This window comes from Pseudanabaena yagii GIHE-NHR1 (assembly GCF_012863495.1).
In the GTDB taxonomy this organism is placed as follows: Bacteria; Cyanobacteriota; Cyanobacteriia; order Pseudanabaenales; family Pseudanabaenaceae; genus Pseudanabaena; species Pseudanabaena yagii.
On record NZ_JAAVJL010000004.1, the window covers coordinates 314291 to 339643 of the forward strand.

Below are 25353 nucleotides of genomic sequence, written 5' to 3' on the forward strand. Positions count from 1 at the left end.
CAAAATGGCTATGTCATTTTGGGCTTTGTTTGCTTAATTTACGAGCCCTGTTAATGGCGAACTGGCACTAGCATAGGCTTTGACAGGAATTCGACCTGATAGATAGGCAGTGCGTCCTGCTTCGCAAGCCATTCCCATAGCACGACCCATGGCTACAGGATTATTCGCACAGGCGATCGCTGTATTAATCAACAAGGCATCTGCACCTAGTTCCATAGCTGCCGCCGCCTCACTGGGCACACCAATTCCCGCATCGACAACTACAGGTACTTTTGATTCTTCGATAATAATCCTGATATTCGCCGCATTGTTAATCCCCTGCCCTGAACCAATGGGCGAACCAAGGGGCATCACCGTGACGCAACCAATTTCTTCGAGGGTTTTCGCCAATCTGGGGTCAGCATTGATATAAGGTAGTACCGCAAAGCCTTCTTTCACCAATTGCTCAGCAGCTTTACAAGTGCCAATGGGGTCGGGCAGTAAATATTTAAGATCGGGAATGACTTCGAGCTTGACGAAATTATTATCTTCTTGTCCTAAGATTTTTGCCATCTCGCGCCCCAGTCTTGCCACACGCACAGCTTCATCGGCGGTTTGGCAGCCTGCGGTATTGGGCAATAGCCAATATTTGCTCCAGTCGATCGCTTCTGCTAGACCTTCATGCCCTGCCGCATTAGTTTGCACGCGCCGCACTGCCACGGTGACGATCTCGCAACCACTTGAGGCGATCGCTTGACGCATGATCTCAAAGTTGGCATATTTGCCTGAGCCAGTCATTAAACGCGATCGGAACTTACGTCCCGCAATTTCGAGCAAATCATCCGATGACTCAGTAGGATTAGCTGTTTGGTTAGTTATCGTGAAAAAAGGCGAAGAAGCGACCATATCAAAGGATTAACAGGGGATTAAAAGATTATTTGTGGGTCTTTGATAAACAAGGGGCTTAAGCCCCTTGTTTATCAAGAAGATCAATTTCAAGGATATACAACAGTTTGCAGTTTGAAGGTGCAATTTTTTATTAAGATAATCAAGATACTTTAGTGTCTTTTGTAATATCCCCAATTTTCCATAGTATTCCCATAGCAAGTAGCAATTTAGTTTCATGGCTAACCTCAAATCCATCCGCGATCGCATCGGCACTGTTAAGAATACTCGCAAGATCACTGAAGCAATGCGTCTTGTCGCCGCCGCAAAGGTCAGACGCGCTCAGCAGCAAGTTTTAGCAACACGTCCTTTTGCCGATCGCTTAGCTCAAGTCCTATACCGCCTCCAGCAGCGCATCGCTTTCGAGGATGTCAGTCTGCCCCTACTCGATAAGCGTCCTGTAAAAACCGTTGGTCTACTGGTAATTTCAGGCGATCGCGGTCTTTGTGGTGGCTATAACTCAACGATTATTCGTCGTGCTGAAGCTCGCGCTAAGGAATTAAAAGAACAAGGTATTAATTACACCTTTATCTTGGTCGGTCGTAAGGCTGCCCAATACTTTGCCCGTCGCGATCAACCTATCGCCGCAAAGTTCACCAACTTAAACCAAATTCCTAATGCTGCTGAAGCCAATGCGATCGAAGATGAAATTACCTCAGCATTTTTGGCTGGTGTAATTGATCGCGTTGAGTTGATCTACACCCGTTTTGTCTCCTTGATTAGCTCTCGCCCAGTAGTCCAAACCCTGCTACCTCTTGAGCCACAGGGATTAGAACCTCAAGATGACGAAATTTTCCGCTTGATTACCCGTGGCGGTAAGTTCCAAGTCGAGCGTGAAAAGCGCGAAATCACCGTTAAGGAATTGCCTAAGGAATTGATCTTTGAACAAAATCCTGAGCAAATCCTTGATGCATTATTGCCACTCTACCTCAGCAACCAAATCCTCCGTGCATTACAAGAATCCGTAGCTAGCGAACTCGCAGCTCGGATGACTGCGATGAACAACGCTAGCGAAAACGCAGTTGACCTCATCAAAAATCTTACCTTGCAATACAACAAAGCTCGTCAAGCCGCAATTACTCAAGAAATTCTTGAAGTTGTCGGTGGCGCAGCCGCTTTGACTTAAATTAAAAAAAGCGGCGCGATGCGCCGCCTTTTTTTGATTAAAAAATTGGTCTGACCGCTAGCGGTCAGACCAATTTTTTGTGTTTAACTTTGACGCTGAAGCTCCTGTAATAACCATTCATCAACGGGTTGACCATCTTTGCGAATGAGTTCTATCTCTACATTCATCGAAGAAGCAGAACCAACAGGAGCCATTTTCTGATGAAAGCGAATTATGTAATCCTTAGGATTATGATTGCGTTCCTTGAGCCAGTCTTGGACTTTGAGTTCAGCAAAGAGGGATTGCCCCTGCTCAAACATCCGCGTAATTTGCATTCTGATGGTGAAAGGATTATTAATTGGCATATCTAAAAGAGATCGCTTAGGGGATTGAACCAGATTTGTGGTGTGGCTACGCCACACCACAAATCTGGTTCAAAATTTTTACTTTAGTACAAGATAGTACAATTCACCGTCACCCTTAATTAGCCCAGCCCTTTGTTTGGCGCGATCGCCTGTTCCCATAAAAATATCCACGCGCCCCGCACCACGAATTGCACCACCCGTGTCTTGATCAAGCACAAATCTCTGAACTTGACGTAATTCCAACTTGCCAGTTTTGGGATTTTCAAAGGGGATTTCAGTACGAATGAGACCAAGACCACCAGAGGGAAATATCTTTTTATCCGTAGCAATTGAGCGCTCAGCCGTCACAGGTAAACCAAGGCTACCCGTTGCAGGTTTGCCATTAGTTTCACGGAAAAATACAAAACTCGGATTACGGTTGAGATAAGTATTTAAGTCTTGGGGATTTTTTTGGAAATATTCGATGAGGGTTTGCAGGGTCACGTCTTCGAGACGCATTTTGCCATCTCTAACTAGCTCTGCGCCAACTGAGCGATAGGGCTGATCGGTTTTGCCTGCATAGCCAACGGTCAATAATTTGCCATCAGGTAACTCAAACCTTGCCGAGCCTTGGACATGAACCAAAAAGGCTTGAAAGCGATCGCTGAGCCATGTAATTTCTAAACCTGCTAACTGCTTGCTCCCTTCCAACATGGCGCGAGTTGGATGGGGCGATCGCCATTGATCAAAGTTTGACGGTAAACGATAGAGGGGATATTTAAACTCATTGGTACGGGTACGACTTGCTTTATATACCGCTTCGTAGTAGCCCGTAAACTGTACTGCCCCATTACCATCACGACCAACCGAACGATAGAGATCAAACTCACGATTGACAGCCTGTTGGAGATCTTTGGCAGTGCGGGAAACTTGCACAAGGCGGCGAAATCTCATGAGACTCCGCTCCATGCGATCGCGACTAATTCCTGCTACGGGGTAACGACGCTCGGCGGAAGGGGTGCGAATGTATTGAATACTATTGTCGATCGCTTGCAACAGATTGGGGCGATCACTCTCTAATAGATCATCGGTCAGATCAAGGCTGAGCGGATTAACCGCACGTGGTGAAATCGGGGCGATCGCCTGAGCGAGTTTTAATTCCGCCGCCTCAACTGGCGCTTGAAATTCTGTCTGCATATAGCAGGGTGGCACAGCACAAATCAAACCCACCCAAGTTGCAAATAAAACATCACCACCACGATATAACCATGATTGCCATGACGTGGATCGCCCTTTCCCCAATGTTTGATTTCCCGATTTTCGATGTGCCGATTTCTGATATTGAGGCGATCGCTGTAATCGGTCATAGGCATGAATGTGATTATGGTTAGAGCCTGTCACCCTTAAGAACTCCTCGTTAAAGCTTTTCTGGAATTAATTGCAACCTGTATTATGGCAGCCAATCAAGGGATTGGACAATTTTTGTTAATTCATTGGGAGTCATATATGCCCTAGAACTACAGAAAATTGGCTTGTCTTGGCGTACTCTCTTAACCTCAATCGTGGCAACTTGATAAAAGGGCGATGTACCTGCGGGGAAAGTCCACATATTCGTTTGGGGTAATTTACCCATTGCCTCCGAAATTGGTTGACTGCGTTGTCCTCTGGAAATATCAATATTGAGATCCACCTCACCTAAAATTTGGCTATTGACCTTGCGGGAATATTTGCCATCAGGACCACCAATGCCACCACCGATCGCATTTACCTCAAAGCAATTGTTTTGGAAATTGCGATAGACAATCGTATAGCTAGGGCCAAATCGACATACCCCCTTAGCATTGCGCTGAGCATTCGCAGGACATGGCGTGATCTGCACATCCGCTACACGAAATCCTTTGGGCACATAACTCGGTACGGCGATCTCAATCCCCAAGGACTTTAGTAATAACTTTTGCTGATTATTCAAACCGCCATTATTGGTTTGGCTGTTAGTAGGAGTATTTATTTGGGCATTAGCAAATGGAGTCCCTAATGACAAAGCCCCTAAAGTGCCAACCATTAGGAATGCTCGAAATAGATTGCTGTTGATTGTAGATTTACTTATCATATCTAGTCTCTAAACTCTCTCAATATTTGACGTTAATACTAGATTTTTGTTCATACAAACGATTGAGCCATTGGGGATCAATATTGAAGTGATAACAGATTTTCAGCAATTGATTGAGCATAGCGTGGCGATAAATTCCTCTTTGCTGAAATCTCCGTGCTGAGGTTGTCACTTTGCCTTTGGCTATGACTGGCTGAGACAATCGGCAAAGGCGATCGCTCAATACCGTATCTTCAAAAATATCAAGATCGGGGACATTACCAACCGTCGCTAGAAATTGGCGATCGGCAAATGGACAATGATCAAAATAGACAATTCCTTTTTGTTTAACTCGCACATTGTCGGAATACCAAGAGGTAAAGCGCAGTAGCCAATGGGAAATATCGAAACTATGCTGAAATGCGCCCCATTGATAACCTGAACCTAACACCTCCTCAATTAGCTGTAAAGCAATGCCCTCTGGTAATAGTGTGGCAGGATGATGTAATAAAACAACCTCACCCTGACTAATTGCAATTCCCTCATTGAGTCTCTGAGCGCGATTTCGAGCTAGCGATCGCACAACTTGGATTTCAGCAAACTGAGACGCATATTCCTCTAAAACTCGATCAGTTCCATCATCACTAGCACTGACAACAGCAATAATTTCCTTTTCCCCATTTTGTGAAACTAAATTATTGAGAATACTTTCTAGATAACCATGCCTAATTTCATTGAGACATGGAAGAATTATCGAAAACTGCATAGATTTACCAAATGTGACGCTAAATAGTTTGAGAGAGTATGTCTCTTCGGGGCATACTCTCTCAAACTATTTAGGATTGCTATATTATTTTAGAAACATCCAAAAACTTTGGCTATGAATAATCTAGATCCCAATCAAGATTTTAATCAGGAATTACAGCAAATACAAAAAGTGGAAGAAGAGGAAAAAGCAATAAATACTTCTTCAATACTCATCGTTGATGACACCCTTTATAACATTCAACTGTTATCCCTAATGCTCATCAGACAAGGTTATGTGGTTGAACAAGCAACAAATGGTCAAGAAGCCTTAGAAAAAGCGACTCAACTCTTACCTGACATAATTTTGCTTGATATTCGGATGCCTGATATTGATGGTTATGAAGTTTGTAAAATCCTCAAAGCTAATCCTACAACCCAAGGAATCCCGATCATTTTCATTAGTTCCATTGAAGAGCCATCGGAAAAGGTAGAAGCGTTTTCTGTAGGCGGTGTGGACTATATTAGTAAGCCGTTTCAATTAATCGAAGTCCTAGCCAGAATCGAAACCCATCTGCGATTATGTTCTCTCCAAAAGAAATTACAAGAACAAAATGAACAGTTACAATTATCCGCTTCAGTATTGGCGCGATCGCTAAAACAAGAGCGAGAACTTAGTGAAATGAAAACTAACTTTATCTCAGTTGTCTCCCATGAGTTCCGCACTCCCCTTACTACGATTCAGAGTGCTGCTGAGCTACTAGAACACTATGAATGGACAAAAGAGGAACAAACTGAACAATTGCATCAAATCCAATCGGAAGTGAAGCATATGACTGAATTAATGGAAGATGTGCTATTCCTTAGTCGGACTAATGCCAACAAGGCAAAGCTAAATGTAACTGAATTTGATCTTTTAAAATTTTGCAAGCAACTAATACGCCAAATCCAAAGAACATTTGGTAAAAACTATAACCTCCATTCATCATTCCATCATTCAGTGAATGATATATCAATTGATAATCCTCATCTACAACAGGATATTCCTCAATTTACAGTGCAAATGGATGAGAAACTCTTACGTCAAATCCTTTCAAATCTAATCACTAATGCAATTAAGTATTCTCCTGAAAATAAAGATATTGATTTTCAAATGATCATTGATCAGGAGAATGCGATCTTCATCATCAGTGATCATGGGATCGGTATTCCTGAAGAAGACTTAACCCATTTATTTAGCGCATTTCATCGAGGTAAAAATGTTGGTATATTACCTGGTACAGGATTAGGTTTATCAATTGTTAAAAACTGTGTAGATATTCACAATGGTTTAATATCTGTCAAGAGTCAATTAAATATAGGAACAGAATTTAGAGTTACCTTACCAATTGATAATCATCTAACAACCTAGAGAAATTTTGGACAGGGCTGCTTTGCAGCCCTGTCCAAAATTTCTCTAGATCTACTATTTATGCAAGATGCTGTATGTCTAATTTTGAGTAACGATATCTATCGGTATAATGTCCTTAAGGATACTGCAAGGCTAGCATGAAAAAAATTCTCCTAATCGAAGATAATCCCAACGTTTTGCAAAACACATCAAGAATGCTGCAAGCTGAGGGCTATATGGTAATCACGGCGAATAATGGTCGCCAAGGTCTAGACATGGCTCAGCAGCAAATCCCTAGCTTAATCATTTGCGATATTATGATGCCAGAGATTGATGGCTATGGAGTTATTAGCGCATTACGGAATAATCCTGCAACCACTGCAATTCCTTTTATATTTCTCAGTGCTAAGTCTGATAAAACTGACTTTCGTCAAGGCATGGAACTTGGTTCCGATGACTACCTGACTAAGCCATTTACCAGAGACGAATTACTTGGTGCAATTAATGCTCAGTTTAAAAAGCAAGAGATCATCAATAGTTATTACAAGCAAGAATTAGATAATTTACGCGGCAATATCTCTAAGTCATTACCCCATCAGTTGCTGTTTCCTGCGATCGAGGTAATGGGTTTGGCAGATATCTTGGTTAAAAATTATCATGCGATGGAAGCTCATGAAGTGCCCGATATCGGTAAGCGAATTCGGAAAGCGGGTCGAAATATGCATGAGATGGTGAAAAAATTTCTGCTGTATGCTGAGTTAGAGTCAACTGAAAATAATACCGAGTGGATGAGCCAGATCCGCAATAGTAAGACAACTTTCGTCGATATTGAGATCTCCAGTTGTGCTAGGAAAATTGCGGAACATTATAATCGCGCCTCAGATTTAGTTGTTGAGATTAAGGACGAGACTATTCAAATCTCCGATTCTTATTTGAATGTAATCGCTAAGGAAATCATTGATAACGGATTTAAGTTTTCTCCTGAAGGCACAACTGTCAGCGTATCAGGGAGCAGCAATCAAACAGAATATTGTCTATGTGTTACCGACCGTGGTCAGGGGATCGAGCCTGAACAGATTGCAACTTTTGGTGCTTACATGAAGTTTGAGAAGAAACTATATATTCAACAAGGAACTGGTTTAGGTTTAGCGATCGCCAAAAGACTGATTGAACTACATGGTGGACGCTTAGAAATTGAGAGTATTCCCTACGAACTAACTCAAGTAAAAGTGTTTTTACCAATCATTAAAACAGCATAAGGCTCTTGCGGATAAAAAATGTCCCACCAAAGTTATCTAGCTTCGACTTCGCTCAGCTAACGTTGGCTGAGCGAAGTCGAAGCCACAGGTACTTTAGTTAATAGCAAGTCCCTAAGTAGCCCAAAAGCTTCAAGTATTTTTGGGAAGTGTGGCAAAGCCACACTTCCCAAAAATTTCTTGGTGAGCAACAAGCCCTGTAGGTGATTTGCGTCACTCTCATCGCTTAGTTTGGTCACGGATACAGTCTGTGATAGTCACCAGTAGATTTAGTTGGTGATCACTGTGGATAGAAGAGAATTGTTAGAACATAGGAACTGTGCAGATCGTCCTATGGTAATCCAAAGTTATGATTATTCTATCTTCCTCTGAAATTCAGCCAATCAATTTACTAACCCCTTGGGGTGATGAAAAAGGAATTTATTATTTGGGTAAAACCTTTTTACCGATTAATATTCATCCCAACCAAGAGGAAGCGATCGCAGCTTGTCGTCGTGATTTAGATGAAGGAATGCTCTCCATCGTTGTCGATGAGGGGGATCGGGTTTCTCTATGGTGGTATTTTTCTGAATATACGGGTTTCTGAAACATTGTGAAAAAATATTGTTCTGAGATTAAGCCTAGGAACTTTAAGAATATGTAGTTTGACCCCGTAAAAAAGTGACTGCCTCACCTTTGAGCAAAACTCGCTCTCCGCGATCGCTTACCTCAAGATTACCTGTCCTCTGTGATAATTGTTTGGCTTTGAGACTCCCCTTACCGAGACGTTTTGACCAATAGGGAGTCAGACTACAATGGGCTGAACCAGTGACGGGATCTTCAGGAATTCCCGCTTTGGGGGCAAAAAAGCGCGATACAAAATCATAGTCCTGACCTGCATCGGCGATCGCTGTAATAATAAATCCAAATCCATCTAACTGAGCGATAAGCTCATAGGGGGGATCAAAATCTTGAACGGCTGACTCAGACTCTAAAACTACAGCTAGATAATCTGCACTTTGTCCAAGAGATATATAGGAACGATCGCCAAAAATATGTTTAAGCACCAGTTGCGATCGATCTGAGCAATTCTGATAAAAAGCCGCAGGAAAATCCATAACGATCAAATTATCTTCAAAGCTAATTTGGAGATCACCGCTCAGGGTCGAAAAAATAAGTGGGGTATCGGTAGCGATCGCCTCGATTTCACGGAGATAATGCGCCATGGCAAGAGTGGCATGGCCACATAGTGGAACCTCTCGTTTTGGCGTAAACCAACGCAACTGAAAATGATTTTTACCTAAAGGTTTGACAAAAGCAGTTTCCGATAGATTGATTTCTGCGGCAATTTGCTGCATTTGAGCATCTTCAGGAAACTTATCCACCAAGGCTGTTGCCGCAGGATTACCCTGAAAGACCTGATTGGTAAATGCGTCAATAATTGCGATCGTCAGTTGCATAGATATTTTTTGAATATTTAAGTGAATGTAAGTGTCCACTTAGGTAACGCGCAGTAAAACAAGGAACCGATTTTTGTAGCGCAACTTCACCACGCTACAAAAATCTAGTTCTTGAGCAAATCGCATCACCCTACAGCAATTTCCGATCAACCGAACCACAAGAATTTTTTACAAGTATTGCAAAGCAACTCTTTTAAAAAATTCTTGGTTCGGTTTTGAGCGCAAAGCCCTGTAAGTGGGACTCATTCTCCAGATTAAGGAGTTGCAGGAATTGCGACGGTGGGATCGACTTTATAGCTATTGACAACACGATCAAAGGAATCTTTTAAGGCAGGAATTTGATCGGCAACACCACCAGTAGTAATTAGGGAAATTTTGTCACCATTGCGGCTGATAAAGCTATTGCCCTGTACCTTGGCAGTAATATTTTTGATGGACTCATCATAGCTCCACACAATTTGCACACTGCCATCTTTTTGTTGGATGGGCTTTTCGGAGGTAAATCCTGCTCTAGAGCCAAAAGTTGATTTGAGGAAGGTTTCTAACAGTGAAGTCAACTGCTCAGGCGTTGTTTCTGTGGGAGCTTTAAATACATCTACTGACAACAAAGCGTTTTTGCTAGGGTCAAACCATAAAACAATTACCTCATTAGGCTTCTTGTTTTCTTGAGGCTTCCACCCTTTAGGCACATCAATTTGGAATAGTCCAGAGGGATGTTTGTATGGCTCTAAACCATCGATTTTGACTTTGATAATACGTGCATCGGACTTTGGCGCAGCATCAGGATTAGTAGCTACACTTTTGGCATCTGGAGTTTTCGCAGCACTAGATGTGGTAGGACTAGCAGATGCACTAGGTTTAGTTTCAGGGGCATTAGGGGTGCAGCTTCCGAGCAAACTGCCAAAGAAGGCGATCGCGCCAAGAGATGTCACTATAAAATTAGTTTTTCGCATTTCACTCCTCACTTTAGAAATTAATTTGAGATTTTAAATCATGAACTTTTAAGGAATAGCCAAACTCGCATTCACCGTCTGACTGTTGGATATTTTAGCGAAGGAATCTTTCATTTCTGTAAATTTGGGTTCGATCGCCCCAAAAGTTAAAATAGCAAACTTGTTATTAACCCGTTGCATTTTACTATTGGCTTGGAATTTCAGTTTTTTATCGCCAATTGTTACAGTTGATGTCCATTCGATCACAATATTTCCCGCCGATTCCACCACTGGCGATCGCATCTCAAAATCGGGCTGGTTGCCATACATTCCTTTAACAATTATTTCAAAAACATCACTCAGACGATTTTCAGGAATTTCACTAGGCGGCACAAAAATATTCGAGGAAATAGTAGCTCGTCCTGCTTTCTCATTCCAAGTAACAAGAATTTCGCTAGGTTGGCTGTTATCCACAACTTGCCAATCCTTAGGTACACTAATTTCCAAAATGCCTGAACGATGCTTATACAGTTCGAGTTCGCCAATCTCTAGTTCAGGGAGCTTGCTAAAGTCAATTGTGGGACTTGGTGTAGGGGACTTAGCGGGACTAGCAATTTGATTAGTTGCATTAGTAGGATTAGGACTAGGATTGTTTTTGGTATTGGTTGGAGTTGGCGAAACCTTGGTGATATCAGTAGCTGGCATAGACACATTACTCTTGCCACCAGTATTGGAGTTACTACAGGCTGTGAATAGCAGCATAGCGATCGCTGCTAAGGGCAGTAACATCGATACCCTCATCGACAACTTTTGATAAAGAAACATAAATGTTGCGTGTGCGTTCTAGTCAAACCCAGATAATTAAAAGCCTTGCAAAGCAAGGCTTTTAATTTTTTAAGTCTATGTAATTCATTGTGTCGTTAATCTAGCCAAACCGCAAGGCTTGACCCCGCACATCAGCATTGACTTTACCATCAGCAAATACCACCTGACCACCGACAATTGTAGTCACCGCCCAACCTGTAAGCTCCCATCCCGCAAAGGAACTCCATCCACATTTAGTCAACAAATCTTCATTTCGGACAGGTTTATAGTTATTCAAATCGACTAGCACCAAGTCAGCATCCCAACCAATGCGGATCTCGCCTTTATTGGCAATTTTGTATGCTTTCGCAACATTCCTACTCATCCATTGGCTGACCTGATGGACGGTGCAACGCCCCTTTGCGGCTTGGGTCAACATCAATGGTAACGAGGTCTCGACCCCCGGCATTCCTGATGGGACATTGGCTGGCTCTAGAAATACCGTATCTTTTGAGGATTTTTCAGTCTGATTGAGTTGGTCATCTTCACTTCCTGCCAGTCCCTTTTCCGCCAAAGTATGGGGGGCATGGTCAGTGGCGATAAAGTCAATCACACCATCGAGCAAAGCTTGCCAAAGGATTTCCTGATCACGAGGCGATCGCAAAGGTGGGTTCATCTGCGCTAGGGAACCAATTTTGTCGTAAGCACTAATATTCATCAATAAATGCTGTGGTGTTACTTCGGCTGTCACCCATGCAGGTTTGTCTTGACGTAAAAATTCTGCTTCTTCCCCTGTGGACATATGAAGAATATGTAACCGTCGTTGATATTTCTTAGAAAGTTTGACAGCAAGTTGCGTGGCATTGAGTGCTGCTTGATTGTCTTGAATTAGTGAATGCTTAGCAGGAATTTTGCTATCTGCAAATTCGATGCGTCGTTGAGCAATTCTCGCCTGATCTTCTGCATGAACGGCAATGAGGCGATCGCCCTGAGAAAAAATCCGATCCAATATTTCCTCTTGATCGACTAGCAAAGCCCCATGCATCGATCCCATAAATATCTTGATGCCACAGGTGGGATTCGCTGTTAGTAAATCAGGCAAAATCTCGGCCGTTGCCCCAATAAAAAAGCCGTAATTCACTACACATTTACTAGCTGCCCGACTGAGCTTGTCATCTAATGCTGCTTGGGTAATCGTGAGGGGTCGAGTATTCGGCATTTCTAAAAAGCTAGTCACGCCCCCCTTCGCGCAAGCATGACTCGCCGTTCGTAAATCCTCTTTATGCTCTAGCCCCGGTTCGCGAAAATGCACTTGTGGATCAATTACGCCCGCCATTAGGGTTAAGCCTGCTGCCTCGATAATTTCTAATGGTTGATTATCAGTACTTAGATCATCGGGATTGAGGGTTGGGGCGATCGCTGCAATTTTGCCATGCTGGACGTAAACATCGCCAATCAAAGTCTCGCGATCGGGCAAAATAATCGTGCTTTGTCTAATTAATATGCTCAAAATAAAATCTCTATTCGGTAATTATACAGTTAAGTGATATTTGCAAAAAAGAAGTCATTAATACTAAACCCTGTAAGAAATGCCTCTTTCATTAGCTCTTTGCAAAGGTTTATTTTTAGCCTTGCTTTCAATTAATTCCCAATCGGCATTTTCTAGCACAGCATCCAATACATCAGATAGATTACAACGTTGCTCATAGGCAATGCGCCTTAAAATATCGTGATGTTCTGGCAAAACATATACAGGCTTTCTCTGTGTTTGCGCCATTTTTAACTTAGCAATAAATTAATGATCTTCATCATATCACGGCTAAGTATATAATTGGCTAATTAGCTATTCTTGAAGATATAAATATGAAAAAAACGTTTATAGATTTATTCTCTGGTGCAGGTGGGATGTCTTGCGGGTTGGAAATGGCTGGTTGGCATTGCTTACTAGGAATTGACCATGATCGCGCTGCCATTGAAACTTTTCAGCATAATCATCCACAAGCGAAAGCGATCGCTGGCGATATTCGCGAAATATCTAACCAACAAATTCAAGAAATAACCCATCATCAAAAAGTTGACTTAATTTGTGGTGGGCCGCCTTGTCAAGGATTTTCTACAATTGGACAAAATGATCACCTAGACGAACGTAACTTTCTATTTCTTGAGTTTCTTCGAATAGTAGAAGCCTTAGAACCTGATTACATTATTGTTGAAAATGTGACAGGTCTTTTATCCAAAAGAAATGAAAGTGTTTTAAAATCAATAATTAAAAGCTTTACAGATTTGGGCTATACCATTGATGTCAAAGTTTTATCAGCGCATCATTATGGAGTCCCAGAAAAAAGAAGACGGACAATATTTTTGGGAAATCGCTTTGGCGTAAGAAATATTTATCCAGATAAAATTTTTAAGGATTCAGATCAAGATCTTCAAGATTTACCTTTGCCTAGAACTGTTGGATGGGCTTTTGATAATTTATTAGAATCAAACGGTGAAATCTTAAATCATGATATCAAGCGATCGCAAATTGCTAATGATTTAGAAAGAGAAAGAATTAGTCATATACCCGAAGGAAAAAGCATTAGATATGAGAAAGATCAGTTAGCATATTTACCTAAAAATCTATGGTTTGATGTCGATTGGTCAAGTATTCATGAAGAGCGCTTTAGAGAAGCTAAATTAAATCGTTTAGATTGTGATGATTGTGCAAATACAATTAACACCAGTCGCACCACTTACTATCATCCAGTTGAAAACCGCTATTTAACGGCTAGGGAAGCCGCCGCAATTCAGTCCTTTCCATCTAATTATTTTTTTTGTGGCACTCTAACTCAACAATGGCGACAAATTGGTAATGCTGTCCCACCACTTCTTGCAAAAGCGATCGGTGAATCCATACTTATGTTGGATTCCACTAAAAATAATATGGAAATAACTACCTCAATTGAAGATATTCAATCAATTAGAGCAAAAGCATTTTCTTATAAAGAAAATGCTTTTAATAAATCTAAGCAACTTGACAAAGTAAAATCTACTCAGCTTGCATTATTTTGAATTGTAGAACACATTAAATTTAGATGATTGGTGGAAATAAACGTCCATCTCTTTGTTCAAGATCATAGTAAGATTTTTTGGGCTTTCCTTTTTTATCTACTTTTAAAACTGCATAGAAACTATACTTATAAACTGGATTACTATGGTTAGTCTTAGCTCTAAATCTCAAGTTCATTTTACAATTAAGTTGTGGTGTACCTAGATGGAGAATATCTCGTTTGAGATGATAAAACCCGTATCCACCAATCTGAATATAGTAACAATTTTTATCACCATAAAAATCATATAAACTATTAATATCGATTTCTAATTTATCTTCAAAAGCTTTTTGATCTTGCTTTTTTTGTTGCACAGTAATTTCATCTCTGGGTATGGAATATCGATTAGGAATGAAGTTTTTAGCATTAACGATATCTAAAACTCCAACAGATGTATAAAATGCAGTCACAGCATCATCAACACACCAACCCCAAATTCCATTATCCCATCGCAACATTTTCTGTCCGTAATCAGCCTCAAGATCGAGTTTAACCTCTAGATTGTATTCCTGAGAATTGTATAGAAACTTGATATCCGTTGCATTTCCTGCCCCACCTCTAGTTGAGCCAGTCGCAATTAATCCTTTTGACGACAATAAATCAAAAATATTTTGCTCATAGTTATCACCTTTGTTATATCCCATGATTTTTCTCGCAATAAATTAAGTTATGGCAAGATTACATGAGAGTGACGAAATAAATATCAAATGAACCTAAATCAATTTAGTCAAATCATCAATTTCAAAATATTGATGAAACTTGGCAGTTACTTGTAGTACAGACGATCGCCCCCCATCTGCCTGTCTTTTCTTTTTCACAAAGCCTTGCTCAACAAGTTCCTGCACATGTTGATATGCTCCTGCCCCACGCAACTCAATCAATTCTGATTGCACAATATTTTTTTTCAAGGCGATCGCTGCCAAAGTCCGTAAAGCTCCACGTCCCAAATCCACAGGAATGAGCTTATGAACTAAATCCTCAAACTCCGATCGCAACCGTAACGAAAACCCCACATCGGTTTCCACAATTTCTAAAGCGCTATCGCGATGGGCATATTCTGTAATCAAGTCGATTAGCCCCATTTCCGCATCCTCAACTTCGCAACCCAAAGCCGCCGCGATCGCTGCCAAATTCATTGGCTGTCCCTTGAGATATAAAACTGCCTCTACTTTTTGTTTAAGTGATTGAGCGATCGGTAATTCTGGTTGCTCATACAAGTCCATTGATAAAGCAAATGACTCTTCTTCTTCAACAGGCTCAACAAGATCAACAACATCTTCCGAGGTTGAAGATGCTTCAGGCTCTAGCTCTATTGGCTCTATGGGTTGTTCAAAAGGCACTTCATTCGTCATGCTAAAATTTTACACACAGACGACACTTCCCAAAAAATTTACAATAGCTGAGAACCGATATGCCAAGCAGCATGATGTACTACGAAGACACTTATGTGGTGCTGCCGCCCGATATGCAAGAACAGTTTGTAACTCAGCCCGAATTAGAAAAGCTTTTGCATGATTTGTTAGTCGATATGCAAGATGACCTACCTCGCGATTTACAAAACCTCAAAACGATCCCCGAACAGGTACAACGCCTCATTAAAACTGCCTGTGATCTCGATTGTGGCGATCGCGGCACATGGCAATGGTACGTCGTCCGTCTTGATAAATAAATTGAGATATAGGCAGTGCAATGCTCCGCCTATATCTCAAATCAAATAAATTAACGTGAGAATTTTATGGCTTACAGTAATTTCACCCTGAGACAGGTCGAAAAAGATTTTCACTTACAAATCGAAGAAAAAATTAATTTATTTGCCCATGTTGAGCCGATCTCACCGAGTGAAGAAATCCAAAAATTACTAGCTGAAAACATTCCTCTTGCCCTTGCGATTAATACTGAAAAAGCCAGATCAGAATTTTTGATCGCGCCCATCTTGCTAGAGCTAAGAAGGCGATCGCCAGTCCCCATCAGTCTATTTTCTGGAACAGAGTTTAACGTTAGCCCTGAACAAGGATTAACGGGCTATTGCGATTATTTAGTTAGCCTATCCAAGCAACAACTGCGGATTAGCGCCCCAGCGATCGCCATTGTAGAAGCAAAAAATGAAGATATCAAATCAGGCTTAGGACAATGTATAGCTGAAATGGTAGCAGCTCAATTATTTAATGAGCTAGAAAATAATGAGCTTGAGACAATCTACGGCATTGTAACGACTGGGGAAATCTGGAAATTTCTGCAAATAACTGAGCAAATAGTAGCGATCGACCTTACTGATCACTACATCACAGATATAGGTAAAATTCTCGGTATTCTCCTAAACTTTGTTTCCAAGTAGCTAGGCATAACTAAAAAATAGAACCAAAAGCTATGGCGCATGCTGCGCGTGCGCCATAGCTTTTAAGGTTATTTAATTGCACAAGCTACTTACAAAAACAACTTAGGATCAACATGAAAGAATTTACCAAGTGCTTGTGCTTGATTTTTGCTGATTTGACGCTTACCGTTGACAACTTCTGACACAACACCACTTGAGCCAATTACATTCACTAGATCGGCTTGCTTTAAATCATTAGACTCCATTAAATGCAGGAGAATATCCAAAGGTGAAGCATTATTCATTGGATAATGCTCATCTTCGTATTTTTCAACCAAAGTAAGAAGCAATTGTAGTATCCTTTCTTCCTCGGCTGTAGGTTGGGGAATTGCTAACAGTTTTTCAATATTTTGTAGAGCAACTTCATTTTCAGCATCATTTGTAATTACTTGAGGCTGAATTTCTGCCAGTAAATCCCCATAGGCTTTTTTATTAATAGTAAGGGTCATTTTTCCACCTACCTGAGTCATACTCAGCGTGAGTTAGGACATATTTGATGTAGATAACTTGTCTTTCATAATCAATGCTGACGATTAGGCGATATTTATTACCTTTGATATTGAAAATAGTGAATCGTCCCGCCGCATCAGCAGACGAATAAGATTTTTTAACATCTTGGATACTTTGCCATGATGCAGATTTTGCGACTTGATGCCAGCTATTTAAAGCAGTAACTACATCAGCATGAGTTTTCCCAAACTCATCAAGTGTTTTCTTAGAATAAATTCGCATATTTTATTCTTACTAGTAATTTTCATATTCGTATTTAGACCTACACGTAGTAATGACTTGCTTGACATCATCCTCTCAAACTGAGAGGATGATGTCAAGCAAAAAGGGACGCAAAGCGTCCCTTTTTGCTTGACATCATTAGAATGCTATCCCTGTTTGACACTTAGGGCTTATTACAACATAAATGTACGCGCATCGTTAGTTACATCTGTATTCACGACATTATCTGATTCGAGATTGCCGTCTACTAAGTTAATAATGCGATCCGCCACATCAAGGATGCGGTTATCGTGAGTCACCATCAAAATTGTGATATTTTCCTCCTTCGCCATTTTTTGCATCAAAGTCACCACATCGCGCCCTGATTTTTTATCCAAAGCCGCCGTTGGCTCATCCGCCAGAATTAACTTAGGTCGATTTACTAATGCGCGGGCGATCGCCACCCGTTGTTTTTGTCCACCCGATAATGCATGGGGCTTATAATCAACCCTTTCGGCTAGCCCCAATTGTCCAAGAATCTCGGCGGCTCGACTTGCAGGCGCAACATTATGAAAATCATTGGGATATAGATCCGTTGACATCATTACATTCTGTCTAGCCGTTAGCGAATGAAAAAGGTTATGCGCCTGAAAAATAAACCCAATATTTTTACGAATTTGCACTAATTGCTTAGGATGCAAGCTCCTCAATTCCTGCCCCAAAACCTTTAGACTACCCTCTTGAATCGTGCGTAAAGCCCCTATCAAAGTTAATAATGTCGTTTTACCCGATCCAGAGGGACCTGTCAGAATCACAATTTGTCCAGGATAGACATCCAAATTTATATCGAACAAAACCTGCTTAAATAAATCACCTTCACCATAGTGAAAATTTAAATTGCGAATTTGAATCGATGCTTCTATAGATTGATTCAAAGGAACTGGCGCAGGAGAAGAAAAAGTTTCGAGCATAGTCTTAAGTAACCTATGGACAAAATTAAGTAAGGATTTAGGGGGTTTAATAGAGAACTAGATTTTTTGTGATGTGACTTTGTCGCACTACAAAATTGGTTCCTTCTTTTCTTTCTCGTCCCTAAACAGCAAAGTAAAAAATTTATTCAGATTATTTATGAAGCTATCAGACTATATTAGCTATGATAGGTGTATTTATTGCCTGTCTACAGTAATCCAACTTAAGCATTTATCAAAGGTTCAAACTTATGGCATCACGAACCTTAGTCAAAAATTATCTTGCCCAATGGATGCAAATGGGTAAAACAGTGAGTTTGTCTACGCAAAACAAACCAGTACATATCCATAAAATCCTACAGGGCGAGAGGTATTCAACACCTTTTAACAATCTCTGGTCTGAAATTAGTACTAATAAAGCACAAGAAGCCTATTTAAGTGGTACTAGCCAAACCATCAGTGACTTGCTGAGCAACCAATGGGAAATAATTGCTTGTGCCCGTTGCAACTTACTTGTACCAACCCTAGGTGTTGGTCCTCGCACACCCGTTTGCTGCCCATGTGATGATTTACCCAATCATCCCAATCTTGATTTAGTTTCACCCCATGTCCCTGTGAAGTTAGCTACGCATATGGATGCACTATGCGATCGCCTCGCTCAAAATTCAACAGATCAAGAAGATCAAGAGTCTAATGTCATTCCACCTAACGCAACTTACAGTTCCGAGGAAGAAGATGCACAGACAATCCACAACCTCAGAGATTCAGTACTAAAACTGGTTAAATCTTCAGTAGAAATATAGATTTATAATTACAGCTAGACTTGTAGATATTATCTATACGTGGCTAATGAATGTTTCGGTAAAAAGCGATCGCTAGTTTGCTACTATTTTTCTGATAGTACAGCCTTAACTAAAGGGCAATGTAAATAAATATAAGATGTCTGACGTTGTAATTCGAGTTGAAAACTTAAGTAAGAAGTATATTATTGGACATCAAAAGCAGGAGCGCTATACAGCCTTACGAGATGTCGTTTCCAACGGGGCAAAATCTTTGTGGCAAGGATTAACTGGTAAGCGAGGTAAAGACTCAAGTGATATCAGCGAAGAGTTTTGGGCGCTTAAGGATGTTTCTTTTGAGGTAAAGCAAGGCGATCGAGTTGGCATTATCGGACGCAATGGCGCAGGTAAATCCACATTATTAAAAATCTTGAGCCGCATTACAGAACCCACAGCAGGCAAAGTCAGAATAAAAGGCAGAGTATCTAGCTTATTAGAAGTAGGGACAGGCTTTCATCCTGAACTTACTGGTAGAGAAAATATTTTTCTTAACGGTGCAGTCCTTGGAATGGATCGCGCCGAAATCACAAAAAAGTTTGATGAAATAGTTGAATTTGCTGAGGTTGAAAAATTTTTGGATACACCTGTTAAGCACTATTCATCAGGCATGTATGTGAGATTAGCGTTTGCTGTTGCCGCCCATCTAGAGCCAGAAATTTTGATTATTGATGAGGTTCTTGCAGTAGGAGATGCTCAATTTCAAAAGAAATGCTTAGGCAAAATGAAGGATGTAAGTTGTGAAGGGCGAACAGTATTGTTTGTAAGTCATAGTATGCCCACAATTACTTCACTTTGTGAAAATGTTATACTCCTAGAAAATGGTCAAATCTCAGAACAAGGAAGTTCTGCCTATGTGATTAGTAAATATTACTCAAGTGGAGAATTATCTACCTGCCAACTTGATTTTTCCAAAGTTGAAAAAGTGGTTGGAGACAATTACGCGAGATTAATATATGCCTCTGTTATGGATGAAAACAATGAACCCCAATCTGAGGTGTTAATTAATAAACCATTAAAAGTTATGATGCACTTTAGGATTCTAGAGAAATCCAACATTGTCCCTGTTCCAGCTTTTGATTTTCGTACATCAGATGGAACATATGCTTTTGGTGCTTCACCCGACCATAAATGTGTCGTACTTGACGTTGGAGACTATACCTATGAATGTCATGTACCAGCCAACTTCTTGAATGAAGGCATTTATTTTGTTACATTAAATTTGCATTCATTTACTCCGTACCGTAGTCTGCATTTTCAAGAAATGAATGCTCTTACTTTTAATATCAGAGATCCTATTGACGGAACTCGAAATCATGACTATAGTGGACCAGTTTCTGGTGTTGTGCGTCCACAATTTCAAGGCGGAATCACAAAAATATCTTGAGGCTTTAAAGGATGTCGGGAATAGGAGAATCTACGTTTCATTTCCATATTGATGTTGTTGGATCATGCAACTTGAGCTGTCCTTCATGTCCTGTAGGAAATTCAGCAGAAGTGCAAAATCCTAGAGGATTTATGGAACTGGAACTGCTGGACTCAATTATGAGAAAAGCTACCAGTGAGTGTAAATTAAGCGGGGTGGGCTTATTTAATTGGACAGAACCACTTCTACATCCCAAGTTGCCAGAACTTGTAAGCCTTGTTCAGTCTTATGGTGTTCCATGTGGCATAAGTTCAAATTTAAATATTCTCAAAAATATTGATCAATTACTATCTTCCAATCCTCATATCTTCCGTATATCTCTTTCTGGATTTACACAGGAAGTTTATGGTTCTACCCATAGAGGAGGAAACATAGAGAGAGTGAAAGATAATATGCGTGCTCTTGCAGAGGCAAAAAAACGAACAAATAGCAGTACTTACATCCATGTTGTTTATCACAGATATCTAACCAATTTGGAAGAAGAAGACTTAATGAGAAAGTTTGCAGAATCTCTTGGCTTTGGGTTTGACCCTGTTTGGGCTTTTATGATGCCCTTAGAAAAGATATTAGCTTATGTAAATAGCATTGAAGAAAACTCTAATTCTCCTGCTTTGACTGCTGATGATTATAAAACTATCAATAAGTTGGCATTACCATTAAAGGAAGCATTAGATATTTCTTCGAAGTACAGCCATAGACCTTGCATATTGAGAGACCAACAAATTGCTATGGATTTTCAAGGTAATGTGCAACTATGCTGCGGTGTATTCGATTCCCAAAAATATACTATTGCTTCTTATCTAACAACTCCTCTATCAGATATACAAGCTACAAAGTATTCAGATAACAGCCAAAAAACTTGTTCAAATTGTATGAAACATGGTGTCCATGTTTATGGAACTTATGGAGGTGATGAACTAAATGAGTTAGCTATAAGAAATATAATGTCTAATTCTCCAATAAGGGGACTTAAAATGTACCTAAAGGAACTTGTCGTTCAGAATTTCATAGGCTCTTCCAAGAAAAAATTTAGGGTTATAAAACGCCTAATTCGTAGTGCTTTATCTTCAGTGTTTTAATTAATACTAATACTTAGTTAATAATAGGACTTATGGCACTTTCTTGATAAGGTGACATAAGTCCTATTAAAGCAATGAAGTTTCCAATAAATGCTCAACAGTCAACTATGATTAAAGCTGTAATTTTAGCAGGTGGATTAGGTACAAGACTTAGTGAAGAAACTCACTTAAAGCCTAAGCCTATGGTTGAGATTGGTGGCAAACCAATTTTATGGCATATTATGAAAACTTACTCTGCCTATGGAGTTAATGATTTCATTATTTGCTGCGGCTACAAAGGCTATGTGATTAAAGAGTATTTTGCCAACTATTTTCTGCATATGTCTGATGTTACTTTTGATATGCAATCTAATCAGATGGAAGTACATCACAAGAAAGCAGAACCTTGGCGAGTTACTTTAGTTGATACTGGCGAAGAAACGCTTACAGGAGGGAGATTGGCAAGAGTTAAAACATATGTTGGTAATGAAACCTTTTGTTTTACCTATGGCGATGGTGTTAGTAACGTTAATATTCGCGAATTAATTACTTTTCATCAACAACAAAATCATCTTGCTACGGTTACAGCAGTGCAGCCACCTGGACGTTATGGCAATATCAATATCGATCAAGGTTTAGTTTTGAATTTTCAGGAAAAACCTCAAGGTGACGGTGGCTGGATTAATGGGGGATATTTTGTTTTAGAGCCAGCAGTTTTTAACTTTTTAGAAGGGGATCAAACTAGTTGGGAGGGACAAACCCTACCAACCATTGCTCAAAAACAAGAATTGGCAGCTTTTAATCACTACGGTTTTTGGCAAGCAATGGATACATTGCGGGATAAAAACTACCTAGAAGAATTATGGAACTCAGGTAATGCTCCGTGGAAGGTATGGTAATGACTCCAGAGTTTTGGCAAGGTAAGAAAGTTTTTATCACTGGACATACGGGTTTTAAAGGCAGTTGGCTTTCACTATGGTTACAAACACTTGGAAGTGAGGTAATTGGCTATAGTTTGCCTGCTCCTACTAATCCATGTTTATTTGATTTGGCAAAAGTAGGAGATCGCATGATTTCCATAGTTGGCGATATCCGCGATCTCCATCATCTTGCACAGGTGATGAAAACCTATCAGCCAGATATAGTCATCCACATGGCAGCCCAAGCTTTAGTCCGTGAGTCATATAAAAATCCCGTAGACACTTATGCTGTTAATGTTATGGGAACTGTGAATATGTTAGAGGCAGCTCGACAAGTCAATAGCATTAAAGCAATTGTCAATGTGACTTCTGATAAATGCTATGACAATCAAGAATGGGTTTGGGGATACCGTGAGTCAGAAGCTATGGGCGGTTACGATCCCTATAGTAGTAGTAAAGGTTGCTCAGAATTAGTAACTACTGCCTATCGCAATTCTTTCTTTCATCCCAAAGACTATGCTCAGCATGGCGTGGGGATAGCGACAGCTCGTGCAGGCAATGTAATTGGAGGCGGAGATTGGGCAAGCGATCGCCTCATACCCGACATCTTGAGAGCTTGGCAATCTGGACAAAAAGTTGTAATTCGTTATCCTCAAGCCATACGACCTTGGCAGCATGTACTCGAACCTTTATCTGGGTATCTCACTTTAGGAGAGAGGTTATATAAAGACGGGATAGTATATGGTGGATCATGGAATTTTGGTCCTAATGAATCTGACACCAAAACAGTAGGATGGATTGTGGAACAGATGGCAAATTTATGGGGAGGAAATGCAGGTTGGATCGCAGAAAATACACCCCAACTCCATGAAGCTCATTACTTAAAGTTGGATTGCTCAAAAGCACGAAGTTTATTAAGATGGCATCCAAGATTAGATGTGAATAATGCTTTGACTTGGTTAGTGAATTGGACTAAGTCTTTAGAGACTAGTGCTGATATGAGAGATATCACAATTGATCAAATTAAACAATTTATGCTTTTAGAAGCATCTTAAAATTGGCTTTCAATAAATTGCAATAAATCAAGAAATTAGAAGTTAAAGGGTTATGACCAAAGCACAATGTAGGTTTTGTAAAACTGATTTGAAACACTCTTTTGTTGATTTGGGTATGTCGCCTTTATCTAACTCATATCTCAAAGCTGAGCAATTAAACCAATCAGAAAAATTCTATCCTTTACATACTTATGTATGTTCAAAATGCCTGTTAATACAGTTAGAAGAATTTGAATCTCCCGATCATATTTTTAGTGATTACGCTTATTTTTCTTCCTATTCCAATAGCTGGTTAAAGCATTGCCAGCAATATACAAACTTAATGATCGAAAAATTTAGCCTGAGTCAGTCGAGCCAAGTTATAGAGATCGCTAGTAATGATGGCTATCTGTTGCAATATTTTCACAATCAGCAGATTCCTGTCTTAGGCATAGAGCCTGCGGTAAACGTGGCAAAGGTGGCGATCGCGAAGGGAATTAATACCACAGTTAAATTCTTCGGCGTTGCCACTGCTCAAGAATTAGTTTCCCAAGCTCAACAGGCGGATTTGTTATTAGGAAATAATGTGTTAGCCCATGTTCCTGATATTAATGATTTTGTGGCAGGGATGCAAATTGCTTTAAAACCTGATGGCGTAATTACGATGGAGTTTCCCCACTTATTACAACTGATTAACCAAAATCAATTCGATACAATTTACCACGAGCATTTTTCTTATCTTTCTTTAATTGCAGTTTCGCAGATCTTTGCTGCCCATGATTTGACTATATTTGATGTGGAAGAACTGCCTACCCATGGCGGTTCCTTGAGGATTTATGCTAAACATCACGATAATCATCAACTAACCATTAGCGATCGCTTAATTGCTTTACAGGAGAAAGAAAAAGATGCAGGTTTAGATCAAGTCCAAACCTATTTGAAATTTAGTGAACAGGTAATTGCCTCCAAGCATAAGCTCTTGAGCTTTTTAATCGATATTAAACGCAGTGGCAAAACCATTGTGGGTTATGGTGCTCCCGCTAAGGGTAATACTCTCTTAAACTATTGCGGTATTCGTGGAGATTTTCTTGATTACACCTGCGATCGCAGTCCCCACAAACAAGGACTATTTCTACCTGGAACGCACATTCCTATCTATGCTCCTGAACAAATCCAAGTCACTAAACCCGACTATGTTCTGATTTTGCCTTGGAACCTCAAAGAAGAAATTCAAGAACAGCTTGCCTATATTCGTCAATGGGATGGCAAATTTATTGTGCCAATTCCAGAGGTTGAGGTTTTAGAATGAAGTTTCTAGAAACTAAGCTCAAGGGAGCTTATATTATTCGATTAGAACCAATTATTGATCACCGTGGTTTCTTTGCGCGATCATGGTGCGAACAAGAGTTTCGCGATCACGGACTAAACTCAAACTTAGTGCAATGTAATATTTCTTTTAATATCAAAAAAGGCACTTTACGGGGTATGCATTATCAAGTAAAGCCCCATGAAGAAGCCAAACTAGTTAGATGTACTCAAGGTGCAATTTATGATGTGATTATTGATCTTCGTGCTGACTCGCCAACTTTTAAAAAATGGTTTGCAGTTGAGCTAAGTGCTACTAATCGTCAAATGCTCTATATACCTGAAGGCTTTGCCCACGGGTTCCAAACCTTAGAAGATAATACTGAAGTTTTTTATCAGATGTCAGAGTTTTATCATCCAACAGGAGCGCGAGGTATTCGCTGGGATGACCCAGTATTTCAAGTAGAATGGCAGCTAGAAAATAAAATCATTTCAGAGCGAGACCTGTCTTATTCTTTTTGGCAAGATGACTAGCATGGAGGCTATACAAATTATGACGACTTTGTATGAACAAGATTTTGCCCTGTGGTCAGAAAAGATGG

General features: G+C 40.3%; 29 protein-coding genes and 1 pseudogene. 14 read left to right on the forward strand and 16 right to left on the reverse strand.

Annotation, left to right across the window (positions count from 1 at the left end; translation table 11 throughout):
* Positions 1-33: 33 nt before the first annotated feature.
* Positions 34-831, reverse strand: a pseudogene (locus tag HC246_RS23785) (thiazole synthase); the annotation flags it as partial.
* A gap of 271 nt (positions 832-1102) precedes the next feature.
* On the opposite strand from HC246_RS23785, the gene HC246_RS23790 reads away from it, so the two are divergent.
* The gene (locus tag HC246_RS23790) at positions 1103-2050 is read left to right on the forward strand and encodes a F0F1 ATP synthase subunit gamma (protein ID WP_169365893.1); all 948 of its coding nucleotides are present in this window, start codon (positions 1103-1105) and stop codon (positions 2048-2050) included.
* Positions 2051-2133: 83 nt separating this feature from the next.
* Here the strand turns inward: HC246_RS23790 and HC246_RS23795 are convergent, their stop codons facing one another.
* The 4 genes from HC246_RS23795 to HC246_RS23810 all read right to left on the reverse strand — a co-directional run bounded on the left by HC246_RS23795 (position 2134) and on the right by HC246_RS23810 (position 5228).
* Entirely contained in the window at positions 2134-2394 is a 261-nt protein-coding gene (locus HC246_RS23795; protein WP_169365894.1) for a hypothetical protein, read from the reverse strand.
* Positions 2395-2472: 78 nt separating this feature from the next.
* A complete protein-coding gene (gene mltA, locus HC246_RS23800) occupies positions 2473-3774 on the reverse strand; it encodes a murein transglycosylase A (RefSeq protein ID WP_169365895.1) in 1302 nt (433 codons plus the stop codon).
* A 49-nt stretch (positions 3775-3823) separates the two neighbouring features.
* A complete protein-coding gene (locus HC246_RS23805; RefSeq protein WP_169365897.1) occupies positions 3824-4483 on the reverse strand; it encodes a hypothetical protein in 660 nt (219 codons plus the stop codon).
* Between the two features lie 19 nt (positions 4484-4502).
* The gene (locus tag HC246_RS23810) at positions 4503-5228 is read right to left on the reverse strand and encodes a glycosyltransferase (RefSeq protein ID WP_169365899.1); all 726 of its coding nucleotides are present in this window, start codon (positions 5226-5228) and stop codon (positions 4503-4505) included.
* Positions 5229-5342: 114 nt separating this feature from the next.
* Here HC246_RS23810 and HC246_RS23815 point away from each other — a divergent pair, with 114 nt between their 5' ends.
* Together HC246_RS23815 and HC246_RS23820 are read left to right on the forward strand one after the other, a co-directional pair.
* Positions 5343-6617 (forward strand): hybrid sensor histidine kinase/response regulator, encoded by a 1275-nt coding sequence (locus HC246_RS23815; protein WP_169365900.1) that lies wholly within the window; start codon positions 5343-5345, stop codon positions 6615-6617.
* A 137-nt stretch (positions 6618-6754) separates the two neighbouring features.
* Positions 6755-7855, forward strand: a complete 1101-nt coding sequence (locus HC246_RS23820; RefSeq protein ID WP_169365902.1) for a hybrid sensor histidine kinase/response regulator — start codon at positions 6755-6757, stop codon at positions 7853-7855.
* Between the two features lie 56 nt (positions 7856-7911).
* Here HC246_RS23820 and HC246_RS23825 read toward each other — a convergent pair whose 3' ends face one another.
* Complete coding sequence (locus HC246_RS23825) at positions 7912-8091, reverse strand: hypothetical protein (RefSeq protein ID WP_169365903.1); 180 nt, start codon at positions 8089-8091, stop codon at positions 7912-7914.
* A 110-nt stretch (positions 8092-8201) separates the two neighbouring features.
* On the opposite strand from HC246_RS23825, the gene HC246_RS23830 reads away from it, so the two are divergent.
* A complete protein-coding gene (locus HC246_RS23830; protein WP_169365905.1) occupies positions 8202-8438 on the forward strand; it encodes a hypothetical protein in 237 nt (78 codons plus the stop codon).
* Positions 8439-8481: 43 nt separating this feature from the next.
* Here HC246_RS23830 and HC246_RS23835 read toward each other — a convergent pair whose 3' ends face one another.
* From HC246_RS23835 to HC246_RS23855, 5 genes are all read right to left on the reverse strand, one after another.
* Entirely contained in the window at positions 8482-9291 is an 810-nt protein-coding gene (locus tag HC246_RS23835) for a PhzF family phenazine biosynthesis protein (protein WP_169365906.1), read from the reverse strand.
* Positions 9292-9545: 254 nt separating this feature from the next.
* Entirely contained in the window at positions 9546-10244 is a 699-nt protein-coding gene (locus HC246_RS23840) for a hypothetical protein (RefSeq protein ID WP_169365908.1), read from the reverse strand.
* A 48-nt stretch (positions 10245-10292) separates the two neighbouring features.
* The gene (locus tag HC246_RS23845) at positions 10293-11048 is read right to left on the reverse strand and encodes a hypothetical protein (protein ID WP_169365910.1); all 756 of its coding nucleotides are present in this window, start codon (positions 11046-11048) and stop codon (positions 10293-10295) included.
* 100 nt (positions 11049-11148) lie between these two features.
* Positions 11149-12537 (reverse strand): dihydroorotase, encoded by a 1389-nt coding sequence (locus HC246_RS23850; protein ID WP_169365912.1) that lies wholly within the window; start codon positions 12535-12537, stop codon positions 11149-11151.
* Between the two features lie 63 nt (positions 12538-12600).
* Positions 12601-12804 carry a hypothetical protein gene (locus HC246_RS23855; protein ID WP_169365913.1) on the reverse strand — a complete coding sequence of 68 codons (204 nt, stop codon included), beginning with the start codon at positions 12802-12804 and terminating at the stop codon, positions 12601-12603.
* Positions 12805-12890: 86 nt separating this feature from the next.
* Between HC246_RS23855 and HC246_RS23860 the strand changes: the two genes are divergently transcribed.
* The gene (locus HC246_RS23860) at positions 12891-14081 is read left to right on the forward strand and encodes a DNA cytosine methyltransferase (RefSeq protein ID WP_169365915.1); all 1191 of its coding nucleotides are present in this window, start codon (positions 12891-12893) and stop codon (positions 14079-14081) included.
* A 19-nt stretch (positions 14082-14100) separates the two neighbouring features.
* Here HC246_RS23860 and HC246_RS23865 read toward each other — a convergent pair whose 3' ends face one another.
* Positions 14101-14763, reverse strand: coding sequence for a hypothetical protein (locus tag HC246_RS23865; protein ID WP_169365917.1), 663 nt, complete (start codon positions 14761-14763; stop codon positions 14101-14103).
* A gap of 69 nt (positions 14764-14832) precedes the next feature.
* Entirely contained in the window at positions 14833-15471 is a 639-nt protein-coding gene (gene scpB, locus HC246_RS23870) for an SMC-Scp complex subunit ScpB (RefSeq protein ID WP_211167938.1), read from the reverse strand.
* Between the two features lie 59 nt (positions 15472-15530).
* Between scpB and HC246_RS23875 the strand changes: the two genes are divergently transcribed.
* Positions 15531-15788, forward strand: a complete 258-nt coding sequence (locus HC246_RS23875) for a chlororespiratory reduction protein 7 (RefSeq protein WP_169365919.1) — start codon at positions 15531-15533, stop codon at positions 15786-15788.
* Between the two features lie 66 nt (positions 15789-15854).
* Entirely contained in the window at positions 15855-16454 is a 600-nt protein-coding gene (locus HC246_RS23880; RefSeq protein WP_169365921.1) for a hypothetical protein, read from the forward strand.
* Between the two features lie 89 nt (positions 16455-16543).
* Here HC246_RS23880 and HC246_RS23885 read toward each other — a convergent pair whose 3' ends face one another.
* The 3 genes from HC246_RS23885 to HC246_RS23895 all read right to left on the reverse strand — a co-directional run bounded on the left by HC246_RS23885 (position 16544) and on the right by HC246_RS23895 (position 18175).
* Entirely contained in the window at positions 16544-16942 is a 399-nt protein-coding gene (locus HC246_RS23885) for a helix-turn-helix domain-containing protein (RefSeq protein WP_169365922.1), read from the reverse strand.
* Positions 16926-17225, reverse strand: a complete 300-nt coding sequence (locus tag HC246_RS23890) for a type II toxin-antitoxin system HigB family toxin (protein WP_169365923.1) — start codon at positions 17223-17225, stop codon at positions 16926-16928. The genes HC246_RS23885 and HC246_RS23890 overlap by 17 nt, the downstream gene beginning before the upstream one ends.
* 173 nt (positions 17226-17398) lie before the next feature.
* Entirely contained in the window at positions 17399-18175 is a 777-nt protein-coding gene (locus HC246_RS23895) for a DevA family ABC transporter ATP-binding protein (RefSeq protein ID WP_169365924.1), read from the reverse strand.
* A 248-nt stretch (positions 18176-18423) separates the two neighbouring features.
* Here HC246_RS23895 and HC246_RS23900 point away from each other — a divergent pair, with 248 nt between their 5' ends.
* The 7 genes from HC246_RS23900 to rfbC all read left to right on the forward strand — a co-directional run bounded on the left by HC246_RS23900 (position 18424) and on the right by rfbC (position 25285).
* Complete coding sequence (locus tag HC246_RS23900) at positions 18424-18975, forward strand: hypothetical protein (RefSeq protein ID WP_169365925.1); 552 nt, start codon at positions 18424-18426, stop codon at positions 18973-18975.
* A gap of 136 nt (positions 18976-19111) precedes the next feature.
* Positions 19112-20395 (forward strand): ABC transporter ATP-binding protein, encoded by a 1284-nt coding sequence (locus HC246_RS23905; RefSeq protein ID WP_169365926.1) that lies wholly within the window; start codon positions 19112-19114, stop codon positions 20393-20395.
* 11 nt (positions 20396-20406) lie between these two features.
* Positions 20407-21513 carry a radical SAM protein gene (locus tag HC246_RS23910; protein ID WP_225903101.1) on the forward strand — a complete coding sequence of 369 codons (1107 nt, stop codon included), beginning with the start codon at positions 20407-20409 and terminating at the stop codon, positions 21511-21513.
* A 110-nt stretch (positions 21514-21623) separates the two neighbouring features.
* Entirely contained in the window at positions 21624-22391 is a 768-nt protein-coding gene (gene rfbF, locus HC246_RS23915; protein ID WP_169365951.1) for a glucose-1-phosphate cytidylyltransferase, read from the forward strand.
* Positions 22391-23467, forward strand: coding sequence for a CDP-glucose 4,6-dehydratase (gene rfbG / locus HC246_RS23920; protein ID WP_169365928.1), 1077 nt, complete (start codon positions 22391-22393; stop codon positions 23465-23467). Before rfbF ends, rfbG begins: the two co-directional genes overlap by 1 nt.
* A 52-nt stretch (positions 23468-23519) precedes the next feature.
* Positions 23520-24755: a class I SAM-dependent methyltransferase gene (locus HC246_RS23925; RefSeq protein ID WP_169365929.1), complete on the forward strand. Its 1236-nt coding sequence runs from the start codon at positions 23520-23522 to the stop codon at positions 24753-24755.
* Positions 24752-25285, forward strand: coding sequence for a dTDP-4-dehydrorhamnose 3,5-epimerase (gene rfbC / locus HC246_RS23930; RefSeq protein ID WP_169365930.1), 534 nt, complete (start codon positions 24752-24754; stop codon positions 25283-25285). Before HC246_RS23925 ends, rfbC begins: the two co-directional genes overlap by 4 nt.
* The last annotated feature ends 68 nt before the right edge of the window (positions 25286-25353 follow it).